The sequence below is a fragment of the Ruegeria sp. SCP11 genome, from assembly GCF_040329455.1.
Taxonomy (GTDB): Bacteria; Pseudomonadota; Alphaproteobacteria; order Rhodobacterales; family Rhodobacteraceae; genus Ruegeria; species Ruegeria atlantica_E.
The window spans coordinates 84,208-104,482 of sequence record NZ_JBDZYG010000005.1 but is presented as its reverse complement, the minus strand read 5'-3'; the positions used below and the strand labels follow the sequence as shown (position 1 = coordinate 104,482).

19 protein-coding genes and 1 riboswitch are annotated in these 20,275 nt (G+C 59.2%); of the genes, 3 read left to right on the top strand and 16 right to left on the bottom strand.

What is annotated here, in order from left to right; translation table 11 throughout:
• Positions 1-72 precede the first annotated feature (72 nt).
• The 4 genes from ABLN94_RS09370 to ABLN94_RS09355 all read right to left on the bottom strand — a co-directional run bounded on the left by ABLN94_RS09370 (position 73) and on the right by ABLN94_RS09355 (position 5,178).
• Positions 73-2,064 (bottom strand): AMP-binding protein, encoded by a 1,992-nt coding sequence (locus tag ABLN94_RS09370; RefSeq protein WP_352991843.1) that lies wholly within the window; start codon positions 2,062-2,064, stop codon positions 73-75.
• Between the two features lie 638 nt (positions 2,065-2,702).
• The gene (locus tag ABLN94_RS09365; RefSeq protein WP_352991841.1) at positions 2,703-3,101 is read right to left on the bottom strand and encodes a (deoxy)nucleoside triphosphate pyrophosphohydrolase; all 399 of its coding nucleotides are present in this window, start codon (positions 3,099-3,101) and stop codon (positions 2,703-2,705) included.
• Positions 3,098-4,324, bottom strand: a complete 1,227-nt coding sequence (gene argJ / locus ABLN94_RS09360; RefSeq protein ID WP_352991839.1) for a bifunctional glutamate N-acetyltransferase/amino-acid acetyltransferase ArgJ — start codon at positions 4,322-4,324, stop codon at positions 3,098-3,100. Before argJ ends, ABLN94_RS09365 begins: the two co-directional genes overlap by 4 nt.
• Before the next feature lie 5 nt (positions 4,325-4,329).
• Positions 4,330-5,178, bottom strand: a complete 849-nt coding sequence (locus ABLN94_RS09355) for a peptidylprolyl isomerase (RefSeq protein WP_352991837.1) — start codon at positions 5,176-5,178, stop codon at positions 4,330-4,332.
• Between the two features lie 176 nt (positions 5,179-5,354).
• On the opposite strand from ABLN94_RS09355, the gene secA reads away from it, so the two are divergent.
• The 3 genes from secA to ABLN94_RS09340 all read left to right on the top strand — a co-directional run bounded on the left by secA (position 5,355) and on the right by ABLN94_RS09340 (position 10,674).
• Entirely contained in the window at positions 5,355-8,072 is a 2,718-nt protein-coding gene (gene secA, locus ABLN94_RS09350) for a preprotein translocase subunit SecA (RefSeq protein ID WP_352991835.1), read from the top strand.
• 100 nt (positions 8,073-8,172) lie between these two features.
• On the top strand, positions 8,173-9,093 hold the full coding sequence (locus tag ABLN94_RS09345) for a hypothetical protein (protein WP_352991833.1): 921 nt from the start codon (positions 8,173-8,175) through the stop codon (positions 9,091-9,093).
• A 24-nt stretch (positions 9,094-9,117) separates the two neighbouring features.
• The gene (locus ABLN94_RS09340; RefSeq protein WP_352991831.1) at positions 9,118-10,674 is read left to right on the top strand and encodes a phosphate ABC transporter substrate-binding/OmpA family protein; all 1,557 of its coding nucleotides are present in this window, start codon (positions 9,118-9,120) and stop codon (positions 10,672-10,674) included.
• Positions 10,675-10,678: 4 nt separating this feature from the next.
• Here the strand turns inward: ABLN94_RS09340 and radC are convergent, their stop codons facing one another.
• The 12 genes from radC to dnaJ form a co-directional block, all read right to left on the bottom strand.
• Positions 10,679-11,434, bottom strand: a complete 756-nt coding sequence (gene radC / locus ABLN94_RS09335) for a RadC family protein (RefSeq protein WP_352991829.1) — start codon at positions 11,432-11,434, stop codon at positions 10,679-10,681.
• Positions 11,435-11,469: 35 nt separating this feature from the next.
• Positions 11,470-12,204: an ABC transporter permease gene (locus tag ABLN94_RS09330; protein WP_352991828.1), complete on the bottom strand. Its 735-nt coding sequence runs from the start codon at positions 12,202-12,204 to the stop codon at positions 11,470-11,472.
• Complete coding sequence (locus tag ABLN94_RS09325) at positions 12,201-12,929, bottom strand: ABC transporter ATP-binding protein (protein ID WP_352991827.1); 729 nt, start codon at positions 12,927-12,929, stop codon at positions 12,201-12,203. The genes ABLN94_RS09330 and ABLN94_RS09325 overlap by 4 nt, the downstream gene beginning before the upstream one ends.
• Positions 12,926-13,600 carry a thiaminase II gene (gene tenA / locus ABLN94_RS09320; protein WP_352991825.1) on the bottom strand — a complete coding sequence of 225 codons (675 nt, stop codon included), beginning with the start codon at positions 13,598-13,600 and terminating at the stop codon, positions 12,926-12,928. Before tenA ends, ABLN94_RS09325 begins: the two co-directional genes overlap by 4 nt.
• Complete coding sequence (locus ABLN94_RS09315) at positions 13,597-14,532, bottom strand: ABC transporter substrate-binding protein (RefSeq protein WP_352991824.1); 936 nt, start codon at positions 14,530-14,532, stop codon at positions 13,597-13,599. Before ABLN94_RS09315 ends, tenA begins: the two co-directional genes overlap by 4 nt.
• Positions 14,533-14,552: 20 nt before the next feature.
• The gene (locus tag ABLN94_RS09310; protein WP_352991822.1) at positions 14,553-15,515 is read right to left on the bottom strand and encodes a ThiF family adenylyltransferase; all 963 of its coding nucleotides are present in this window, start codon (positions 15,513-15,515) and stop codon (positions 14,553-14,555) included.
• The gene (locus tag ABLN94_RS09305; RefSeq protein WP_352991821.1) at positions 15,512-16,108 is read right to left on the bottom strand and encodes a thiamine phosphate synthase; all 597 of its coding nucleotides are present in this window, start codon (positions 16,106-16,108) and stop codon (positions 15,512-15,514) included. Before ABLN94_RS09305 ends, ABLN94_RS09310 begins: the two co-directional genes overlap by 4 nt.
• Complete coding sequence (locus tag ABLN94_RS09300; protein ID WP_352991819.1) at positions 16,105-16,869, bottom strand: thiazole synthase; 765 nt, start codon at positions 16,867-16,869, stop codon at positions 16,105-16,107. The genes ABLN94_RS09305 and ABLN94_RS09300 overlap by 4 nt, the downstream gene beginning before the upstream one ends.
• A 2-nt stretch (positions 16,870-16,871) precedes the next feature.
• Entirely contained in the window at positions 16,872-17,066 is a 195-nt protein-coding gene (thiS, locus tag ABLN94_RS09295; RefSeq protein ID WP_352991817.1) for a sulfur carrier protein ThiS, read from the bottom strand.
• Positions 17,050-18,027 (bottom strand): FAD-dependent oxidoreductase, encoded by a 978-nt coding sequence (locus ABLN94_RS09290; RefSeq protein ID WP_352991815.1) that lies wholly within the window; start codon positions 18,025-18,027, stop codon positions 17,050-17,052. Before ABLN94_RS09290 ends, thiS begins: the two co-directional genes overlap by 17 nt.
• Positions 18,024-18,827, bottom strand: a complete 804-nt coding sequence (thiD, locus tag ABLN94_RS09285) for a bifunctional hydroxymethylpyrimidine kinase/phosphomethylpyrimidine kinase (protein WP_352991813.1) — start codon at positions 18,825-18,827, stop codon at positions 18,024-18,026. The genes ABLN94_RS09290 and thiD overlap by 4 nt, the downstream gene beginning before the upstream one ends.
• A 44-nt stretch (positions 18,828-18,871) precedes the next feature.
• Positions 18,872-18,978, bottom strand: a riboswitch (TPP riboswitch).
• 130 nt (positions 18,979-19,108) lie between these two features.
• The gene (gene dnaJ, locus ABLN94_RS09280; protein ID WP_170487974.1) at positions 19,109-20,263 is read right to left on the bottom strand and encodes a molecular chaperone DnaJ; all 1,155 of its coding nucleotides are present in this window, start codon (positions 20,261-20,263) and stop codon (positions 19,109-19,111) included.
• Between the last annotated feature and the right edge of the window lie 12 nt (positions 20,264-20,275).

Below are 20,275 nucleotides of genomic sequence, written 5' to 3'. Positions count from 1 at the left end.
CTCCAAAACTTACGCAATAGCGGGACAGCGGGCGGGGCGATGGCCGCAGGTCGAGCGGCGCACGACCGGCCCTCATTCTGCCGCCACCTTGTGCTGAGCAACCGGCACAACCGGTGCGTCGACAATCTCAAGCGTCGCGCTGATCGACCCCTTGCGGCCGTCCTCATACGTGACTTCGGTGGTGGTCGAGACCTGCTTGGACCCGTCATAAAGCGCGTCGATGATGTCCTGGAACTTCTCCTCGACGAAGCCACGCCGTACCTTCCGCGTGCGGGTCATCTCACCGTCATCCGCATCCAATTCCTTGTGTAGAACCACAAAGCGGTGAACCTGACAGCCCGACAGCATCTCATCCGCCGCGACAGACTTGTTCACTTCCTCAACGTGGGACTTAATCGTCTCTAACACACGGGGGTGGCCTGCCAGTTCCTGATAGGACGCATAGGCCACGTTGTTGCGTTCGGCCCAGTTTCCGACCGCCGTCAGGTCGATATTGATGAAGGCAACGCAGCGATCTCTTCCGTTGCCGAACAGCACGACCTCAAGAATGTCGGGATAGAATTTCAGCTTGTTCTCTACGTACTTCGGCGCGAACATCGAGCCATCGGCCATCTTGCCCACATCCTTGGCGCGGTCGATGATCCGTAGATGGCCGGTGCCTTCCTCGATGAAGCCCGCGTCGCCTGTGGCCACCCAGCCCTCAGCATCCTTGGTTGAGGCAGTTGAGTCTGGGTTGTTGTAATACTCAACGAACACACCGGGCGAGCGGTAGTGGATCTCGCCATTGTCGTCGATCTTCAGTTCAACCGCAGGCGCGGGAACGCCGACCGTGTCGGCACGTACCTCGCCATCGGGCTGCTGGGTAATGAAAACAGTAGCTTCGGTCTGACCGTACAGCTGTTTCAGGTTGATGCCCAAAGAGCGATAGAAATCGAAGATTTCCGGGCCAATCGCTTCACCCGCCGTGTACCCCACACGGAACCGGCCGTAGCCCAGAGTGTCTTTAAGCGGCCCGTAGACCAGCAGATTGCCCAGAGCATATTTCAGGCGGTCGCCAAAACCCACCGGCTTTCCATCCAGCAGCAGACCCCCAACCTTCTTGGCGTGCGCCATGAAGTGATGGAACATGCGCTGCTTCAGCTTGCCCGCATCCTCCATCCGGATCATCACATTGGTCAACTGAGTTTCGAACACCCGCGGCGGGGCGAAGAAATAGGTCGGCCCGATCTCGCGCAGGTCGGTCATCATCGTATCAGCGCTTTCAGGGCAGTTCACGCAGAAGCCGCACCAATAGGCCTGACCGATGGAAAAGATGAAATCGCCGACCCATGCCATCGGCAGGTACGACAGGATGTCCTCGTTCCGCGTCAGATGATCGAACTCGGCCGAGTTCTTGGCGCTTTCGATCACGTTGCGGTTCGACAGCACCACGCCTTTGGGCTTGCCCGTAGTGCCCGAGGTATAAAGCATCACGCAAGTATCGTCATAGGTGATCGCGGCGATACGCTTGTCCAGTTCCGCATCGAACCGCTGATGACCCGCACTGCCCTCGGCCATTAGGTCTTCCAGCGCGTTCATCTGGGAATGGTCGTATTTCCGCATACCCCGCTTGTCGGTATAGAGGATGTGTTTGACCTGATGCAGGTTTTCCTGAATCTCGATGACTTTGTCGACCTGCTCCTGATCGCCGCAGACGACGTATTTCGCGCCACAATGCTCCATCACATAGGCCATCTCTTCGGCCACAGCATCCTGATAGAGCGGCACTGGCACCGCGCCCACCATCTGGGCGGCGACCATCGACCAATAATGTGCCGGACGGTTACGGCCGATCACGGCTATGTGGTCACCTTTCTCAACGCCCAGCTCCAGAAAGCCCAGTGCGATGGCGCGGATTTCCTTGGCGGCTTCCGCCCAGGTCCAGCATTGCCAAATGCCGAATTCCTTTTCCCGATAGGCCGGGGCATCCCCGAACTGGGTCACATTGCGGTGTAGCAGCGCCGGAAGGGAGTCTAACCCTTCAGCGCCCGACTGCGTCTGAGCCAATCTCTCTCTCCTCCCCATCCGGCCCCTCCCCGGGCCGGAAATGGCGGGCCCGGGTTGAATCCCCGAACGCCAATGCCCCGATAAGGGACGCGAGAAAGATCAGCGTCAACTTTTTCCTGATGTTTTCTCAATTCTTACGAATTGTAACAGGGAGTGGAGGGGTGATCTTACGAGTTGTACAAGATGTACAAACTGCGAAATCAAGCGCCTCAAAAAGAACGGCGCAAGTTCACGTTCCGCTCATTCGCCAATAGGCTGCTGAGGTTGTGATAAAGGCCGTGGGTGCGTGGCGTGATGAGAGGCAGCTTCGAGCTCAAACTTCCTAAGGTCGGATGAGTTCTACGCAATTCAATTCATAGTACAGGTAAGCCCATGAAGCAGCTAGCAGCAAACCGAAACAAAAAGACACGACGGCGAAGATTTTCTTCCTGTATCTCAAGAAAGTGAGCGAGATAGCCAGTGCCACAAGGGCAATAACCCAGCTTTCCCAGTCAAAATAAACGGACCGCACGCATTCTTCATAGGTCATTTAGTTTCGGTTCCATGTCGAGTTTATGTCTGGCATTTAAACTGGCTTTCAAAACCCTGCCAATGACCACATAGTCTGCATACACGACATCCAGACGGATCAAACCGAATGACTTTGGCGTTTTGCGCTATAACCAATCCCTTAGAATCGGGATCAGCGGTACATCTGCCGCAGGCATTGGGTAATTGCGCAATTCATTCGCACGCGCCCATTTCAAAGCCTGACCTTCTTTCGACTGCGGGATGCCCTCCCACTTCCGACAAGCAAACAGCGGCATGAGCAAGTGGAAGTCTTCATAACTGTGGCTGGCAAAGGTCAGCGGGGCGAGGCACGAGGCCCAGGTGTCGATGCCCAGTTCCTCATGCAATTCGCGGATCAGCGCGGCCTCGGGAGTTTCACCGAGTTCGATCTTGCCGCCGGGGAATTCCCAGAGTCCGGCCATGGACTTGCCTTCCGGACGCTGCGCCAGCAGCACCCGGCCTTCAACGTCGATCAGTGCGACGGCAGAAACAAGTACGGTTTTCACGAGCGATAATCCGCGTTGATCTCGATATAGCCGTGAGTCAGGTCGCAAGTCCAAACGGTGGATTTGCCCTCGCCCAGACCCAGATCGACGGTGATCACAAGGTCCTGACCTTTCATGTACGCGGCGGCGTCCTCTTCGCGGTAATCGGGGCTGACCCAGCCCTTTTCGGCCACCAGAATGTCGCCGAAGGAAATGCTCAGCAGATCACGATCCGCCGCGGCACCGGACTTGCCGATGGCCATCACCACGCGGCCCCAGTTCGGGTCTTCGCCCGCAATCGCAGTCTTGACCAGCGGCGAGTTCGCGATGGCCAGCCCGTGGGTCTTGGCATCGGCGTCCGTTTTGGCTCCGGTTACGCGAATTTCTACAAACTTCGTGGCGCCTTCACCGTCGCGCACGACTTGCTGCGCAAGGTCCAGCATCACTGTTTCCAGCGCCTCGGCAAATGCCGCGCTACCGGTGGCATTCACACCCGACGCGCCGGTCGCGCACAACAACAGGCTGTCCGAAGTCGAAGTATCGCTGTCTACGGTAATACAGTTGAAGGTCCGGTCGGTCTGTTCACCCAGCATCGCTTGCAGCGCCGATTGCTCGACCTGCGCATCGGTGAAGATATAGACCAGCATCGTCGCCATATCCGGCGCGATCATGCCAGATCCCTTGGCAATCCCCGCAATAGAGACTGTTTTGCCATCGACCTCGACCTGCGCGCTGGCCCCTTTCGGGAAGGTATCCGTGGTCATGATGGCGCGCGCTGCGTCTTCAATGGCATGGCGGCTGAGGCCGGATTTCAACGCTTCAAGCTGGGCGATGATGCGGTCATGGGGCAAAGGCTCGCCAATCACACCAGTCGAAGATGTAAACACCCGCTCCACCGGAACTCCGGTGGCGTTGGACACGGCTTGCGTCACCTCAGCCACCGAGGTTTGACCATAGTGGCCGGTGAACGCGTTTGCGTTGCCCGAATTCACCAGGATCGCCGCAGGCCCGTCACTTAGCCGGCCGATTTTGTCCTGACAGTCCAGAACCGGGGCCGCGCGGGTCGCGGATCGGGTAAACACCCCAGCCACGGATGTGCCGGGGTCCAGAACCGCCAGCATGACATCGGTGCGGCCCTGATAGCGCACGCCCGCCTCGACGGTGGCAAAGCGCACACCGTCAATCGCAGGCAGATCGGGAAAGGCCGCCGGGGCCAGCGGAGAGACCTTGGTGATCGTGGCCACGGGGCTTACTCCTGAATCAGCTCGATCTGACGCAACACTTCGGGGCCAGCGCCCTCGAGTGCAGGACGTTCAATCTCGGCGTCTTGTGTCAGTTCGTCGATTCGGGCTTGAATCACATCCTGTTGCAGGGTCTGGCTCAGCTCAGCGCGGACCTGCTCCAGCGCGGGGGCCTCAGATTTGCGCTTGTCGTTCAGGGTGACCACGTGCCAGCCGAACTGGGTTTTCACCGGCTCGGACACCTGCCCTTTTTCCAGACCAATCACGGCAGCCTCAAAGGCTGGGACCATCTGACCTGATCCGAACCAACCCAGCTCACCTCCGTTTGGACCCGACGGACCGGTGGAATGTTCCTTGGCCAGTTCGGCAAAGTCGGCGCCATCGTCCAGCTGCGCCTTGATCTCTTTGGCCTCTTCTTCGGATTCCACAAGAATATGGCTGGCGTTGAATTCATCCGCACCCTGGAAGTCAGCGTATTTGGCGTCATACGCCTCTTGAATTGCTTCATCCGTCAGATGTTCTTCGATCAGAGCATTCACCGTCTGCACTGCCCGCAAGGATCGTGACTCATTCTCCAGCGCGAGGGTGTTCAGTTTGGTCAGCTCTTCCTGTTGCTGGCCCAGCAATTGCTGCTGAATCATCTGATCGACGATCAGTTCGTACAAAACGTCATCCTCGATCTGTTGGTATTGCTCGGGCAGCACAGCAGCGGTGGCAATGATGTGACCCAATGTGATCTCATCTCCATTCACGCGCGCGACCACGGTGTCCGCATCAGGTTTCGTTTCGGCAGCCAACGGCAGGGCCATCACGGCAGCAAGAGCCAACGATGGCAGAAAAGTGAGGCCTTTGGGCATGGATTCATCCTATTTCTTTGCCGCGACAGGGCGCAGCGTTGACACTCTGGAACCTGCCGCTTACATCGCTTTGAAGCCTTGGACAGGGCCGCCTTTCATCCCCCGTATCTATGGGTTGCACGCAAGGTGGGCAAGCCTGTCGCAACCACGATAAGAACAGATCCGCTGGAGTGAACATGCTGGGACTCGGAACGCTCGCGAAAAAGGTGTTCGGTACACCGAACGACCGCAAGATCAAGGCGACCCGCCCCCTGATCGAAAAGATCAACGCGCTGGAGCCCGAGTTCGAGAAACTGTCGGATGACGGTTTGAAGGAAAAGACCGAAGAGCTGCGCAAACGCGCATTGGACGGCGAGAGTCTGGACGACCTGTTGCCCGAAGCCTTTGCCAACGTCCGCGAAGGCGCCAAGCGCGCGTTGGGCCTGCGTGCCTTTGACGTGCAGCTGATGGGCGGCGCGTTCCTGCATCAGGGAAATATCTCGGAAATGAAAACGGGTGAGGGCAAGACACTGGTCGCGACCTTCCCCGCCTATCTGAACGCTCTGACCGGCAAAGGCGTGCACGTCGTTACCGTGAACGAATACCTAGCCAAGCGCGACGCCGAATGGATGGGCAAGGTGTTTGAAGCGGTGGGCATGACCACCGGCGTGATCTGGTCAGGCCAGCCGGATGCCGAGAAAAAAGCCGCCTATTCCTGCGACGTGACCTATGCCACCAACAATGAGCTGGGCTTCGACTATCTGCGCGATAACATGAAGGCGGAGCTGGATCAGATTTACCAGAAGTTCCACAATTTCGCGATTGTGGACGAGGTGGATTCGATCCTGATCGACGAAGCGCGAACCCCGCTGATCATCTCGGGGCCGTCGCAAGACCGCTCGGACCTGTATACCGCCATCGATGGGCTGATCCCCTCACTGAGCGATGATCACTTCACGCTGGACGAAAAGTCCCGGAACGTGACCTTCACCGATGAGGGGAACGAGTTTCTGGAACAACAGCTGATTGCCGCCGGCCTTATCCCGGAAGGCCATTCGCTCTATGACCCGGAAAGCACTACGGTCGTACACCACGTCAACCAGGGTCTGCGCGCGCACAAGCTGTTCACGCGCGACAAGGACTACATCGTGCGCGATGGCAACGTGGTTCTAATCGACGAATTCACCGGACGGATGATGCCGGGCCGCCGCCTGTCCGAAGGTCTGCATCAGGCCATTGAGGCCAAGGAAGGCGTTCAAATTCAGCCCGAAAACGTGACGCTGGCCAGCGTGACCTTCCAGAACTACTTCCGCCTCTATGACAAGCTGGGCGGCATGACTGGCACCGCGCTGACCGAGGCCGAGGAATTCCAGGAAATCTACGGTCTGGGCGTGGTCGAGGTTCCGACCAACAAGCCGATTGCCCGTGTTGACGAGGACGACCAAGTCTATCGCACGGCGGGTGAGAAATACGGCGCGATGATCGAGGAAACCAAAGAAGCGCAAGCCAAGGGCCAGCCGGTTCTGCTGGGCACTACCTCGATCGAGAAATCCGAACTTCTGAGCCAGATGCTGACCAAGGAAGGCATCGAGCACAACGTTCTGAACGCCCGCCAGCACGAGCAAGAGGCGCAGATCGTAGCCGATGCGGGACGGTATGGCGCAGTAACCATCGCCACCAACATGGCTGGCCGCGGCACCGATATTCAGCTGGGCGGCAACGTGGAAATGAAGGTTCTGAAGGCACTTGCCGAGAACCCCGAGGTTGACCCGGCCGAGTTGCGCGCCGCTGAAGAGGCGCGCCACTCAGAGGAAAAGGAAAAGGTTCTGGCCGCTGGCGGTCTTTATGTAATGGCTTCGGAACGGCACGAAAGCCGCCGGATCGACAACCAGCTGCGCGGCCGCTCGGGCCGGCAAGGCGACCCAGGCCGCACCGCCTTCTACCTGAGCCTCGAAGACGACCTGATGCGCATCTTCGGCTCGGAACGGTTGGATAAGGTTCTGACAACGCTGGGCATGAAAGAGGGTGAGGCCATCGTCCACCCCTGGGTAAACAAGTCGCTAGAACGTGCACAGTCCAAGGTCGAAGGCCGCAACTTCGACATGCGCAAAAACGTTCTGAAGTTCGACGACGTGATGAACGACCAGCGGAAAGTGGTGTTCAGTCAACGGCGCGAGATCATGTCTTCGGATGACCTGTCTGAAATCGTGTCGGACATGCGCGAACAGGTGATCGACGATCTGATTGACGAATACATGCCCCCGAAATCCTATGCCGATCAGTGGGACACCGACGGTCTGCACGAGGCGATCAAGGACAAGCTGACCATCGACGCGCCGGTTCAGGACTGGGCTGCCGAAGAAGGTGTGGATGACGAGCAGGTGCGCGAGCGTCTGGTCAACGCCGCCGATGAGATGATGGCGCAGAAGGCCGCGGCCTTTGGGCCGGAAAACATGCGCAACATCGAAAAACAGGTGCTGCTGCAAACCATCGACAGCAAATGGCGCGAGCATCTGCTGACGCTGGAACATCTGCGGTCGGTTGTTGGCTTCCGGGGTTACGCCCAGCGCGATCCGCTGAACGAATACAAGAACGAAAGCTTCCAGCTGTTCGAAAGCATGTTGGACAGCCTGCGCGAAACCGTGACCCAGCAATTGTCGCGCGTGCGTCCGTTGACCGAAGAAGAGCAACGCGAGATGCTGGCGCAAATGCAGGCGCAACAGGCGCAGGCGCAAAAAGCGGTTGATCAGGCGGCTGGAAAGGCAGAAGCAGTAGCCGAGGCCCAAGCTTCGGGTGACGCCCGCCCCGGCTTTGTCGAGGACGATCCTAGCACTTGGGGCAACCCGTCGCGCAATGATCCTTGCCCCTGCGGATCAGGCAAGAAATTCAAACATTGCCACGGACGCCTGACCTGACGACACCCAAATTGGGGCACATTGAGTCCACTTCACGGCCACATATTAGCCGTGTTTCAAAATCAATATGCGACTCGCTCCTTCAACTGGGGAGGGTGTCTTGTTTGTAATCAGAAACTACGTGACCACAGGCGGCACTGTCGCTTGCGCGCTGGCGATTGGTTACCTGATGCAGTATGGAACTCCGGCGCTGCCTTTTGGCGCGCAGGACCTTGAACTCGTGGTCGCTGAGGCTTCAACCATTCCAGGGCTGGAGGGTATCGTTCTGACCTCCTCGAACCCCGCCCGTAAAACAAGTGAAGACCCTGTCGCAACGCAACGGACGGTGAAAGCCAGCAAGTCTACTTCCACTGACCATCGCGATTGCAGCCTCGGCGCCCGTGCCCATGCTGTTCCTGGTGCTGCCGCACGCCTGATCGTAAATGCTCCCTGCCACGGCAATGAACGCATCGAAGTGCATCACAGCGGCCTGACCGTAACCCAACAGACAGACGCAAATGGCGTGCTGGATCTGACCATACCAGCCTTGTCGGAATACGCGATCTTCCTAATCTCGCTTGAGAATCAGAAGGGGACCGTTGCCACCACTCACATCCCCGACATCGGCCAATATTCCCGTATCGCCCTGCAATGGCAGGGTGAAACGGACCTACAGATCCATGCGCTGGAATTCGGCGCCAGCTATGGCGACAGTGGTCATGTTTCGGCCGCGTCCGACGCTCAAGGCACGGGCAGTGTCGTACACTTGGCGCAGCCGGCATTCAGCGATTCCCGCAATGTCGAAGTCTATTCCTTCCCAGTGGGGCAGTCGCAAAAATCTGGTTCTATCGAACTGACGGTCGAGGCCGAAGTGACAGCCGAAAACTGCGGCAGGGATTTAAACGTGCAATCGCTAGAGCTGCGTGCCGACCGAGAGCTGCGCTCGCGCGATTTGGCGCTGAGCTTTCCCGATTGCTCCAGAACCGGCGAGTTTCTGGTGTTGAATAATCTGTTCCAAAACCTGACAATCGCGGCAAACTAAACCGCAGGCAGGCTTGACGTTCTTATGACATTTTTCCGTGTGGCGGCCGCCGCACTGTTCTCCGCGACCCTCTGTTCGACCGTACAGGCACAGGATATCACGCTCACCTCTCATGACGGCCAGGTCGAGGTGGCCGGCACATTGTTGGGCTTTGATGGGGAGTTCTACCGCGTCGACACGCAATTCGGCGAGCTTACAGTGGACGGTTCGGGCGTGACCTGCGATGGCCCCGCCTGCCCAAACCTGACCGATTTCGTAGCCGAATTACGGTTTTCGGGGTCTTCGGTCATGGCAGAACAGGTGCTGCCCGCCCTGGTGATGGGTTTTGCTGAACAGGAAGGATTGTCCGCTGAATCCCTCACCTCGGACGCTAATACCCTGACCTACACGTTGCACCAAAACGGACGCGATGCGCCGCTGGGCCGATTCTTTTTCGATATCGGCAATACGAGTAGTGGGTTCGCAGATCTGATCGAGGGTCAGGCCGACATCGTCATGGCCCTGCGCGAAATCCACCCGCAAGAACTAGAATTTGCTCAGACAGCCGGGGTGGGCGATCTGACCCATGCACGCCGTTCCAGAGTTGTGGCATTGGACGCTCTTGTGCCCGTCGTGGCTGCGGGCAATACGATGCCCCATATTTCTTTGGCTGATCTGGCGCTGGTTTTGTCTGGCGAAATTACCAACTGGTCGGCTTTGGGCGGGCCGGACGCGCCAATCGCGCTACACCTGCCCGAAGCCGAATCTGGCCTTGCACAGGCTATCGAAGGCCAGTTGCTGACACCAACCGGCGCGGCCCTGCTCGACACCGTCACCAGACACAACCGCAGCAGTGATCTGATCCGCAGTGTGGCCAACGACCCCTTTGCCATCGGGATCGCCAGCCAGGCTGAGGCCGGCACGGTCCGTGCTCTGCCACTTGCCGGGGGGTGCGGCCACACGCTGATGGCCACGCGGCAAACGATCAAAACCGAAGATTATCCCCTGACCTCGCCGATGTTCCTCTATCTGCCCCAACGTCGCCTGCCGCGTGTTGCCCGTCAGTTTTTGGCCTATACCCAAAGCGCTGAAGCCCAACTGGCGATCCGCACAGCGGGTTTTGTCGATCAGGCTCCCGAAACGATGTCCATCGCCCTGCAGGGGAACCGGCTGGCAAATGCCATAGCCTCGGGCGGTGCAGAGGTGGGGTTGGACGAACTGCAGCGCCTGATCACCACATTGCGCCCTCTGTCCCGACTGTCTCTGTCCGTCCGCTTTGAGGCCGGTTCCTCGCGTCCGGATGCGCAATCCCGGTCCAATATCCAGCAACTGGCCCAGCAGCTTGAAGCCGGTACCCTGGATGTTCGCAAGCTCGTCTTCATTGGGTTCAGCGACGGCGACGGTGCAGCGGCGGCCAACAAGCAGATCGCATTGCTACGCGCGAAAACGGTGCGCAATGCGGTATTGGCAGCGGTGGAAACCGCGATTCCCGATAGTATAGAGCTTGAAGTCGACGCCTTTGGCGAAGCAATGCCCATGGCCTGTGACGACTCGGATTGGGGGCGCAAGGTCAATCGTCGGGTCGAGGTTTGGGTGCGGTAGTCCGTTACAGATATCCCTGAGATCGAAAGCTCAACTCTGTCGATTTCCCAATGATCAAATGATCGTGCAACGTCAGCCCCAGTGCCAGACAGGCGTCCTGAATCCGGTTGGTCATGTCGATATCCGATTGTGATGGTGTCGGATCGCCCGAAGGGTGATTGTGCACCAGAATGAGCGCCGAGGCGTTCAACTCCAACGCCCGTTTCGCCACTTCGCGCGGGTAAACCGGGACGTGGTCTACAGTGCCCTTGGCCTGCTCCTCATCCGCGATCAGCACGTTCTTGCGATCCAGATAGAACACCCGGAACTGCTCGGTCTCGCGATGAGCCATCGTCGTGTGACAATAGTCCAGTAGCGCATCCCAACCAGAGATCACATGCCGCTGAATCACCCTTGCACGCGCCATTCGGTGGGCGCAGGCTTCGAGTATTTTCAGATCGGTAATCACCGTGTCGCCAACGCCCTTGATCTGGCGCAGACGTTCCTCTGGCGCGGTCAGGACCCTGTTGAAATCACCGAAAGTATCCATCAACGCCCGCGCCAACGGCTTCACGTCTTGCCGTGGGATCGAGCGGAACAGGACCAATTCCAACAGCTCATAATCCGGCATGGCTGCAGACCCGCCAGACATGAACCTTTCGCGCAGCCGCTTACGATGGTCTTTGATGTAGGAGGGCAACCGACCCGTCGGCAGCGGCTGCGCTGGCGCTTCGTCCGTATCGAACAGCATTGGGGCTTCGGCAAAGGCGTCCTGTGTCATGGGCACACTTTGATGCAGAATCGGTTGCCAAAGGGTTAACGCGCCTCACCCGCCATGCGCGCAGTGGCGCGGCGGACGATTAGGTGCAGCAGGATCGAGAACACGCCCAACGTCAGCATCGCGGCAAACATCAGATCGGTCTTTGCCCTGCCATTGGCGAGCAACATCAAATACCCAAGCCCTTGTGAAGACCCCACCCATTCGCCGATCACCGCCCCGATCGGCGCGTACACAGCCGCCAAACGCATCCCCGAGGCCAATGAGGGCAACGCCGCCGGTATACGGATACGCCACAGCACCGCGCGTCGGCCGGCCTGCATGGAACGCGCCAGGTCCAGATATCCCGACGGTGTTCGCATCAGACCGTCAAAGAAGGAGGATGTGATCGGAAAATAGATAATCAACACCGCCATTGCCACTTTGGACCACAGCCCATAGCCCAACCATAGCGTCAGCAGCGGTGCCAGTGCAAAGACCGGCAGAGCCTGCGTGAACACCAGCATAGGCTGCACCAGTACCCGCGCGGCGCGCGAATTGGCCAGTTGCAGCGCCGTGATGACGCCCAGCACTGTGCCGCAAGCTAGCCCGATCACCACTTCGACTGCGGTGATCCATGTATGTTCGGCAATCAGCCAGCGATTTTGCCACCACGTCTCGGCCACCAATGCAGGCCCTGGCAGGATGAACTTTGGCAACCCGGTGGCCCAAACGATCCCCTGCCAGACCACCAATGCAAACAAGGTTGCTACAAGAGCCGAGAGGTATTTCATGCCGCCTCTTTCCGCAACAATCGCAAGAGCGCTCCCTGTACCTCCAAGGTTTCAAGGTCGTCCACGTGGCGTGGGGCGGGGGCTTGCGGAGGCTCACACGGAGTCAGCCCCTGCTGCGTCATCACAACGATGGACTGACCCAATCGCGCGGCTTCGCCCGGATCATGGGTGACCAACAAGACCGTGCGGCCCTGTAAAGCTTCCGCCGCCAGATCCTGCATATCCGCGCGCGTGCGCGCATCGAGGGCCGAGAACGGTTCGTCCAGCAGCACAATCGGGCGATCCTCCATCAATGTCCGGGCCAGCGCCACACGTTGGCGTTGGCCACCTGATAGCTCGGCCGGTTTCTTGGTCATGTGATCCGCCAGGCGCATCCGTTCGATCAGACGGTCACGCCGGATCAGATCGGGCTTCTCGCCGCGCAGCCTGGCCCCAAGCGAGACATTCTGTGCAACCGTGGCCCAAGGCAGCAGCAAGTCATTCTGCGCCATGTACGCCACACGGTCCGGGACGGGTTGCCCATCACTTGCAGTGATGTTCCCGGTGAATTCCGCGCCTGTCTCCAGCCCGGCGATCAGACGCAGAACCGTGGTTTTGCCAACACCCGATCCGCCCAGCAAACAGGTCCACTGCCCCGCCCGAAGGGTCAGAGTCAGATGCGCGAACAAGGGCGTTTCACCAATGTTTGCCCGCCCGCTGATGGTCAGATCGGGCGCGGGCGTCATGGGGTCAGGCCCATCTGCCAGAAATTGACCTCAAGCTCGGTGGCCGTACGGAATGTGTGACACAGACGTTTCCAGCGAGGTGAAACAGTAAAATCTGCCCCAACACGCCGTGTTAGAGCCGCATCCAAGAGTTCTCCTACCGCTTTGCATGCACCCTGGTAATCCGGGTTCGCGTAAGTGGTGATCCAGTCATGATAGGTCTCGGAGGTAGCCTCGGCAGCCAGACGTCTCCCAATCTCACCGTACCCCATGACACAGGGCGCAAGCGCGGCCAACAGATCCAGCAGATCGCCGCTATAACCGGCTTCCAGCACAAAACGGGTATAGGCTAGGTTTTCGGCCCGTTCCTCGGTTGCGAGCAGCTCTTCCCCAGAAATGCCTTCGGCTTCGCAGATCCCGATATGCAGCTGCATCTCCTCTGCGACCAAAGCGTTAACCGTCGCAACGGCCGTCAGCATTTCCGAGTGGGTTTCCGATTTCACCATCGCAAGCGCCCACGCACGGGAAAAGTGGATCAAGAACACGTAGTCCTGCCTCAGATAGTGCAGAAAGGCCTCGCGCGGCAGGGTGCCATCCTTCATCCCTTCGACAAAAGCGTGGCGGGTGTAATCCCGCCACGGTCCTTGCGCCGCATCACGCATCAGCGTGAAAGCTTGACCATAGTCACTCATTGCTTGGTCACGTCGATGGTGATGTCGCTGACAGGGTTGATGCTGTCGATCATGCCGCTGTCTTTCAGGAACGCCTCGAACCGGGCATAGCGGCCCGCGTCAAAACCGGCGGGGCGCAGAGCAAAGCGCGGCAGCGTGTCGACCCATGCCCGAGCGTTCAGCTCATCCTGCAATTCTGGCGAGGTGGCCGCGAAAATCTCCCAGCTCTTTTCCGGGTTGTTCACGATGAACTGGGTCGCTTTTTCGGTCGCGGCCAGAAAACGCGCGACCTTGTCGGCATCCATCGTTTCGGGGTTGGCCACATAGATTAGCTCATCATAAGGCGGCACGCCTTCTTCCTCGATATAGAAACAGCGGCCTGCGACACCTTCGATATCCATTTGGTTTAGCTCAAAATTGCGGAAGGCCCCGATCACCGCATCCACCTGACCGGACATCAGCGACGGCGACAGTGAGAAGTTCACGTTGATCATTTCGATATCGTCCAGCGCCACGTCATGGGTGTTCAGCATCGCGGACAGAACCGCCTCTTCCACACCGGCGACCGAGAAGCCAACCTTCTTGTCTTTGAGGTCAGCCAGCGTTTCGATCGGGCCATCTTCAAGCACCAGCAGGCAGTTCAGCGGGGTGGCAACCAGCGTGCCGACACGTTTCAGCGGCAGGCCCTCGTGAATCTGCAGGTGAAGTTGCGGTTGGTAGGAAACTGCCAGATCCGCCTGACCGGCGGCCACCAGGCGCGGCGGGGCCGAGGGGTCGGCGGGCGGGATGATTTCGACCTCAAGCCCTTCGTCCGCGAAATAACCGTTTTCCTGCGCCACAATGATGGGGCCGTGGTCGGGGTTGATGAACCAGTCCAACAGAACGGTCATCTTATCCTCGGCCCAGGCGGGCGCGGCGGCCAGCAGGGCGATCGACGTGATCAGTTTTTTCATGTCTCGCGTTTCCTTTTCACTCACGAGGTTGAGGCCGCGACAAGGACGATCTCGCCTGGCCAATCCGGTTGCAGTTCTTCCGCGGCCCGCCAAGCGCGCAGGCCGGTGGCGCAGCAAAGCGCCAGCCTTTTTCCCTTGTTAGGCTCTATTCTGAGCGTGTCCGTTGATACGCGCCGGGCATTGGGATGAATGGAACCGGGTGCTTCATCCGCGCTGCGCAGCTCGATGATCAGATCGTCCTCGGTCAGTTGATTTACCGACACGAAGGGGAAGTACCGTTCAGGTTCCTGAGCACCGTCAAAGCGGAAGGTGGTGCTGCGGAAGGTGCGTGCATCGACCTGTACAATCTGTCCCAGCGGTGAGGGCTGAAGGCCGAGGATCAGGTTCAGCGCCATCTGCGCCTGCATCGCTCCGATCATCCCAACGACGGGACCAAGCACCCCTGCGGTGGCACAGCTAGCGCCGCTGTCAGGTGCGTCCGGGAACACCGCCCGCAGGGAGGGCGCGCTGACGCAAAAGCCGCCGACGTAGCCCGACAACCCCAACACAGATGCTGAAATCAGCGGCTTACCCAATTCGAAACAGGTGTCCGACAGGGTATAGCTGGCCGCGTAGCTGTCGGCGCAATCTAAGACCAAGTCTGCCTGTTCGACAAACTCTGCCGCATCTTCGTTTGTTAGAGCCTGTTTTTTTGCGAAAACCTTGACATCTCTATTTAAGCCCCGGCAACGATCCGCCGCGACCTCCGCCTTTGGGCGCCCACAATCTGCCTCAGTAAAAGACGTCTGTCGATGCAGGTTCGACAGGGCAACATGATCGCGGTCCATGATCGTCAACTGCCCCACCCCGGCTCCGGCCAACAGCGGCAGCGCCGGAGCGGCCAGCCCGCCCGCGCCCACGACCAGAACCTTCGCGGCGGACAAGCGGGCCTGCCCCTCTGCACCCACCTCGGGCAGGATCATCTGGCGGGTATAGCGGTTCATCGCGTGACCTCGATCCATTCGCGTACGCGGGCCTCTGGATCGGTGTTCAGCGTGATGTCGGTGACGACCGAGACGATATCGGCCCCCGCCTGCAACACGCCCGGCGCGCGTTCAACACTCATCCCGCCAATGCCGACCAGAGGGATATCCCCTACCCGCGCTTTCCATTCGGTGACGCGGGGCAGGCCTTGCTGTTCCCATTTCATCTTTTTCAGGATTGTCGGATAAACCGGCCCCAGCGCTATATAGTCCGGACTAATTGCCAGAACCCGCTCCAGCTCATTGTCGTCATGGGTGGAAACGCCCAGTTTCAGCCCCGCCTTGCGAATGGCATTCAGGTCGGCAACGTCCAAATCCTCTTGCCCCAAGTGCACCCAGTCACAACCCGCGTCTATAGCTGCCTGCCAGTGGTCGTTCACCACTAGAACAGCATCATGGGCACGACAGAGATCCCGCGATAGGAATATCTGTTCTCGCACCATTTCAACGGGTTGGTCTTTTATCCGCAGCTGCGCAAGCTTCACACCCAAGGGCAGCATGCGGCGCAACCAATCCGAGTGGTCAAAGATCGGGTAAAACTTGTCGAGGCTCATGATAAAAACGCCTTTCCGATCACCGGAGTTGAAGGTTCGGCCATATCGCGCGCTTCGATCGGGTCGGCTTGATGGGCCAGTTGCCCAGCTTCGATCGCCGACATCATTGCGCGGGCCATGGCGGCGGGATCTCCGGCACGGGCCACAGCTGTGTTCAGCAGGACGGCGTCATAGCCCAGTTCCATTGCCCGCGCGGCATGGCTCGGCAGGCCTATCCCGGCGTCAATCACCAAAGGCACATCCGGAAATGCAGCGCGCATTGCGCGCAGGGCATATTCATTGTTCAGTCCGCGCCCCGACCCGATTGGAGCCCCCCAAGGCATCAACACCTCGCACCCGGCCGTAAGCAGCCGTTCCCCCACGATCAGATCGTCGGTGGTGTAGGGAAACACCTGAAATCCGTCTTCGGTCAGAATACGGGCAGCCTCGACCAGCTGGAATACGTCCGGTTGCAAACTGTCCGTGTGGCCAATCAGCTCCAGCTTGATCCATTTGGTGTCAAAAACCTCGCGCGCCATGTGAGCGGTCGTCACGGCCTCTTTCACCGTATGACACCCCGCAGTGTTGGGTAGTACCAGCACACCCAGGTCCCGGATCATCTGCCAAAAGGTCTGACCCGCCCCGGATTCACGCCGCAGGGAGACGGTAGCCACGCCCGCGCCACTGTCGCGGAATGCCTGCTCCAGTATGGCGGGGCTGGGATATTGCGCGGTGCCAAGCATCAGAGGATTTGGCAGTTGGGTGCCATAAAAAGGCTTCATCTTTAGCCCCCCTGCATCGGCGCGACGACCTCGATCCGGTCGCCATCAACCAGTTTGTGGGAAATGCGCAGGCTTGAGGGTATGAAATCCTCGTTCACAGCCGTAGCAACCCGCCCAGAGAACCCGAGTTCCATCAACAGGTCCGATAGGTTTTCGGCCCGCACTTCGCGCGGCTTACCATTAAGCACGATCTTCATCGACCATCTCCGAATGTTTGTTTTCCAAAGCCAAATCCGCGACGCCTTGCGCCAGGGCAGGCGCCAGCAGGTAGCCGTGGCGATACAGCCCGTTGGCGTAAATCGTGTGCCCCAGACGGCGGATACGCGGCAGATTGTCAGGAAAGGCTGGGCGGAGATCGACGCCGATTTCCAAGACTTCGGCCTCCCCGAAAGCGGGGTTCAGCGCGTAGGCGGCGCTAAGCAGTTCCAAAATAGACCGTGCGGTTATGCGACTGCTGTCCTCGCTTTCGATCATTGTCGCGCCCAGCATATAGACGCCATCACCACGCGGCACGATATAGAGCGGCATCCGAGGGTGCAGCAGTCGCACGGGGCGTGTCAGGGTCAAGTCCGGGCAACGGATCACCAGCATCTCACCTTTGACGCCACGCAGATCGTGTAGCGTTTCGCGGGCATGCAGACCCCGGCAGTCAATCGCGTTCTCCAACCGGGCAGGGGCGAGTTTGCGATGGAATATGACCCCTTGATCCTTTAGCTGACGGTGCAGGTCGCGCAGCGCCTGACGTGGGTCCAAATGCGCTTCATCCTCAAAATACAGGCCCTTGGTAAATCCTTGCAAATCCGTCTCTAATTCAGCGATTTTGGCCTGGTCGACTTCAACAAACCTCTCAGTGCGTCGGCTAAACCGGCGCAGGTCGGGCAGATCGCGCGAGTTGGCCACGACCAGAGTGCCACATCGCTCAATTTTGGTTCGCGCCGCCCACCAGTCCAATGCGTACTGCCCCAACCGCAAGACCGGTTCTTCAGCATTTTCGAATTCGCACCACGGGGCCAACATACCGCCTGCCCACCAAGAACACCCGTGCGGCCCCGGCGGACCGGCGGGATCGAAGATCTGAACCTCAGCGCCACGCGAAACAAGCTCGCTGGCCACGGCCAAACCGGCGACGCCAGATCCTATGACCGACCAGACCGTCACGCGGGCCAAACCCGGTGGAAATGGTGCACTGGCCCATGTCCCTGCCCGATCCCGAGACCATCCGCCAAAGCAATGGCCCCTTGCAGGTAATCATGTGCCTGCGCAACCGCATCGGTCAGCGCCAACCCCTGAGCCAGCCCAGCCGCAATTGAGGACGACAGGGTACAGCCGGTGCCATGCGTATTGCGCGTGTCGCGTCGTGGAGCCGTGTACTCAGCGATTTGCTCCGATCCATCGACCAACAAGTCGTGGCAGATGTCACCGCGCCCATGTCCCCCTTTCATCAGCACAGCCTGCGCACCGAACCCGCAGAGGGCTAGCCCCTGCTCAGTCATTTGATCCGGGGTGTTGGCTTCGGAACAGCCGAGCAAACACGCTGCCTCTGGCAGATTGGGCGTCAGAACGGTTGCACGGGGCACCAGGGCGTCGCGCAAGGTCTGCACCGCATCCTGCGCCAGCAAAGAATCTCCGGATTTGGCAATCATCACCGGGTCCAACACGACGGGGCCTTCAAACCCAGAGATGCTGTCTGCAACGGTCTGAATGATGTCCGGGGTCGCCAGCATACCGATCTTGATCGCGCCTACGTCGAGATCGGTCAGGACCGCCTCAATCTGGGCCGAAACCACGTCCAGCGGTATTCCATGCACCGCCGTGACCGCTCGGGTATTCTGCGCCGTCACCGCAGTAACAACGCTGGCACCATACACGCCCAAAGCAGACATCGCCTTGAGATCCGCCTGAATCCCGGCCCCGCCACCACTGTCCGAGCCGGCAATTGTCAGGGCAATATGCGCCATATCGTTGCTCCATCTTCAAGGGGCAACGCAGCATGGAAAACGTCTGTTTGTGTTAGACCGTTCCCTACGCCGGTATTGCCCGGATCAGGTTCGATGGGTTAGCGCGTTCACGCCTCTCAGCCCTTTGTTCGGGGCACCCCAACGGTTGCGCGGACAATCTCAGGGGTTGGCGTGGGATTCAAGGGCCAATTTTCGCGCAGGTGACGGGCAAACTGGACTTATGAAATGAAAAAGCCGATCCAATTGGACCGGCTCTGTCTTAGTAGTTCCAAGGAACTAATTTAGCCCTTCATACCGTCCCAGAAAGACTTGACGGACGAGAAAAAGCTATTGGATTCCGGGTGGTTATCTTCTCCCAGATCATCGAATTCCCGCAGCAGTTCTTTCTGGCGGCTGGTCAGGTTGACAGGGGTTTCCACAGCCAGTTCGATGAACATGTCGCCGACACCACCGCCGCGCAGGGCAGGCATACCCTTACCGCGCAGGCGCATCTGGCGGCCCGATTGACTGCCAGCGGGAATCTGTACACGACCGCGACCACCGTCGATAGTGGGCACTTCGATCGAGCCGCCCAGCGCGGCTTTGGCCATGCTGACCGGCACACGGCAATAGAGGTTCACGCTGTCGCGCTCGAACAGCTTATGGTCCGATACTTCTACAAAAATATAGAGGTCACCCGGAGGGCCACCACGCATCCCGGCCTCGCCCTCACCCGCCAGACGGATGCGGGTGCCGGTTTCAACACCAGCCGGGATATTGACGGACAGGGCGCGTTCTTTTTCTACGCGGCCAGCACCACCACAGACCTTACAGGGGTTTTTGATGATCTGACCCAGACCCGAACAGGTCGGGCAGGTACGCTCCACGGTAAAGAAACCCTGTTGAGCGCGGACCTTGCCCATGCCGGAACAGGTCGGGCAAGTTGTTGGTTCTACGCCGCCTTCGGCACCCGAACCATCACAGGCCGAACAGGCCACGGCAGCGGGCACGTTGATTGTTTTCTGAAGGCCCGAGAAAGCCTCTTCCAGCGTCACGCGCAGGTTGTAGCGCAGGTCGGAGCCGCGCGCAGCACGACGGCCGCCACCGGCACCACCGCGCTGGCCACCCATGAAATCGCCAAACAGATCATCGAACACATCCGAGAACGCGCTGGAGAAATCGCCCTGACCAAAGCCGCCACCGGGACGGCCACCGCCGCCACCCATGCCGTTTTCAAAGGCAGCGTGACCAAAGCGGTCATAGGCGGCCTTGCGATCGGCGTCCTTCAAAACGTCATAGGCTTCGTTCGCTTCCTTGAACTGCGCCTCGGCGTCCGGGTTGTCCTTGTTGCGGTCGGGATGCAACTCTTTGGCTTTCCTGCGAAAGCCCTTCTTGATCTCGTCCGCCGATGCGCCCTTGGACACGCCGAGCACATCGTAATAGTCGCGTTTTGACATCAGTGTTTCCTT

Excerpts from the sequence above, each read along its gene's own strand:
- ABLN94_RS09370 (WP_352991843.1), bottom strand. The coding sequence starts at position 2,064 with ATGGGGAGGAGAGAGAGATTGGCTCAGACGCAGTCGGGCGCTGAAGGG.
- ABLN94_RS09355 (WP_352991837.1), bottom strand. The coding sequence starts at position 5,178 with ATGCCCAAAGGCCTCACTTTTCTGCCATCGTTGGCTCTTGCTGCCGTG.
- secA (WP_352991835.1), top strand. The coding sequence starts at position 5,355 with ATGCTGGGACTCGGAACGCTCGCGAAAAAGGTGTTCGGTACACCGAAC.
- ABLN94_RS09340 (WP_352991831.1), top strand. The coding sequence starts at position 9,118 with ATGACATTTTTCCGTGTGGCGGCCGCCGCACTGTTCTCCGCGACCCTC.
- radC (WP_352991829.1), bottom strand. The coding sequence starts at position 11,434 with ATGACACAGGACGCCTTTGCCGAAGCCCCAATGCTGTTCGATACGGAC.
- ABLN94_RS09330 (WP_352991828.1), bottom strand. The coding sequence starts at position 12,204 with ATGAAATACCTCTCGGCTCTTGTAGCAACCTTGTTTGCATTGGTGGTC.
- ABLN94_RS09325 (WP_352991827.1), bottom strand. The coding sequence starts at position 12,929 with ATGACGCCCGCGCCCGATCTGACCATCAGCGGGCGGGCAAACATTGGT.
- tenA (WP_352991825.1), bottom strand. The coding sequence starts at position 13,600 with ATGAGTGACTATGGTCAAGCTTTCACGCTGATGCGTGATGCGGCGCAA.
- ABLN94_RS09315 (WP_352991824.1), bottom strand. The coding sequence starts at position 14,532 with ATGAAAAAACTGATCACGTCGATCGCCCTGCTGGCCGCCGCGCCCGCC.
- ABLN94_RS09310 (WP_352991822.1), bottom strand. The coding sequence starts at position 15,515 with ATGAACCGCTATACCCGCCAGATGATCCTGCCCGAGGTGGGTGCAGAG.
- ABLN94_RS09305 (WP_352991821.1), bottom strand. The coding sequence starts at position 16,108 with ATGAGCCTCGACAAGTTTTACCCGATCTTTGACCACTCGGATTGGTTG.
- ABLN94_RS09300 (WP_352991819.1), bottom strand. The coding sequence starts at position 16,869 with ATGAAGCCTTTTTATGGCACCCAACTGCCAAATCCTCTGATGCTTGGC.
- thiS (WP_352991817.1), bottom strand. The coding sequence starts at position 17,066 with ATGAAGATCGTGCTTAATGGTAAGCCGCGCGAAGTGCGGGCCGAAAAC.
- thiD (WP_352991813.1), bottom strand. The coding sequence starts at position 18,827 with ATGGCGCATATTGCCCTGACAATTGCCGGCTCGGACAGTGGTGGCGGG.
- dnaJ (WP_170487974.1), bottom strand. The coding sequence starts at position 20,263 with ATGTCAAAACGCGACTATTACGATGTGCTCGGCGTGTCCAAGGGCGCA.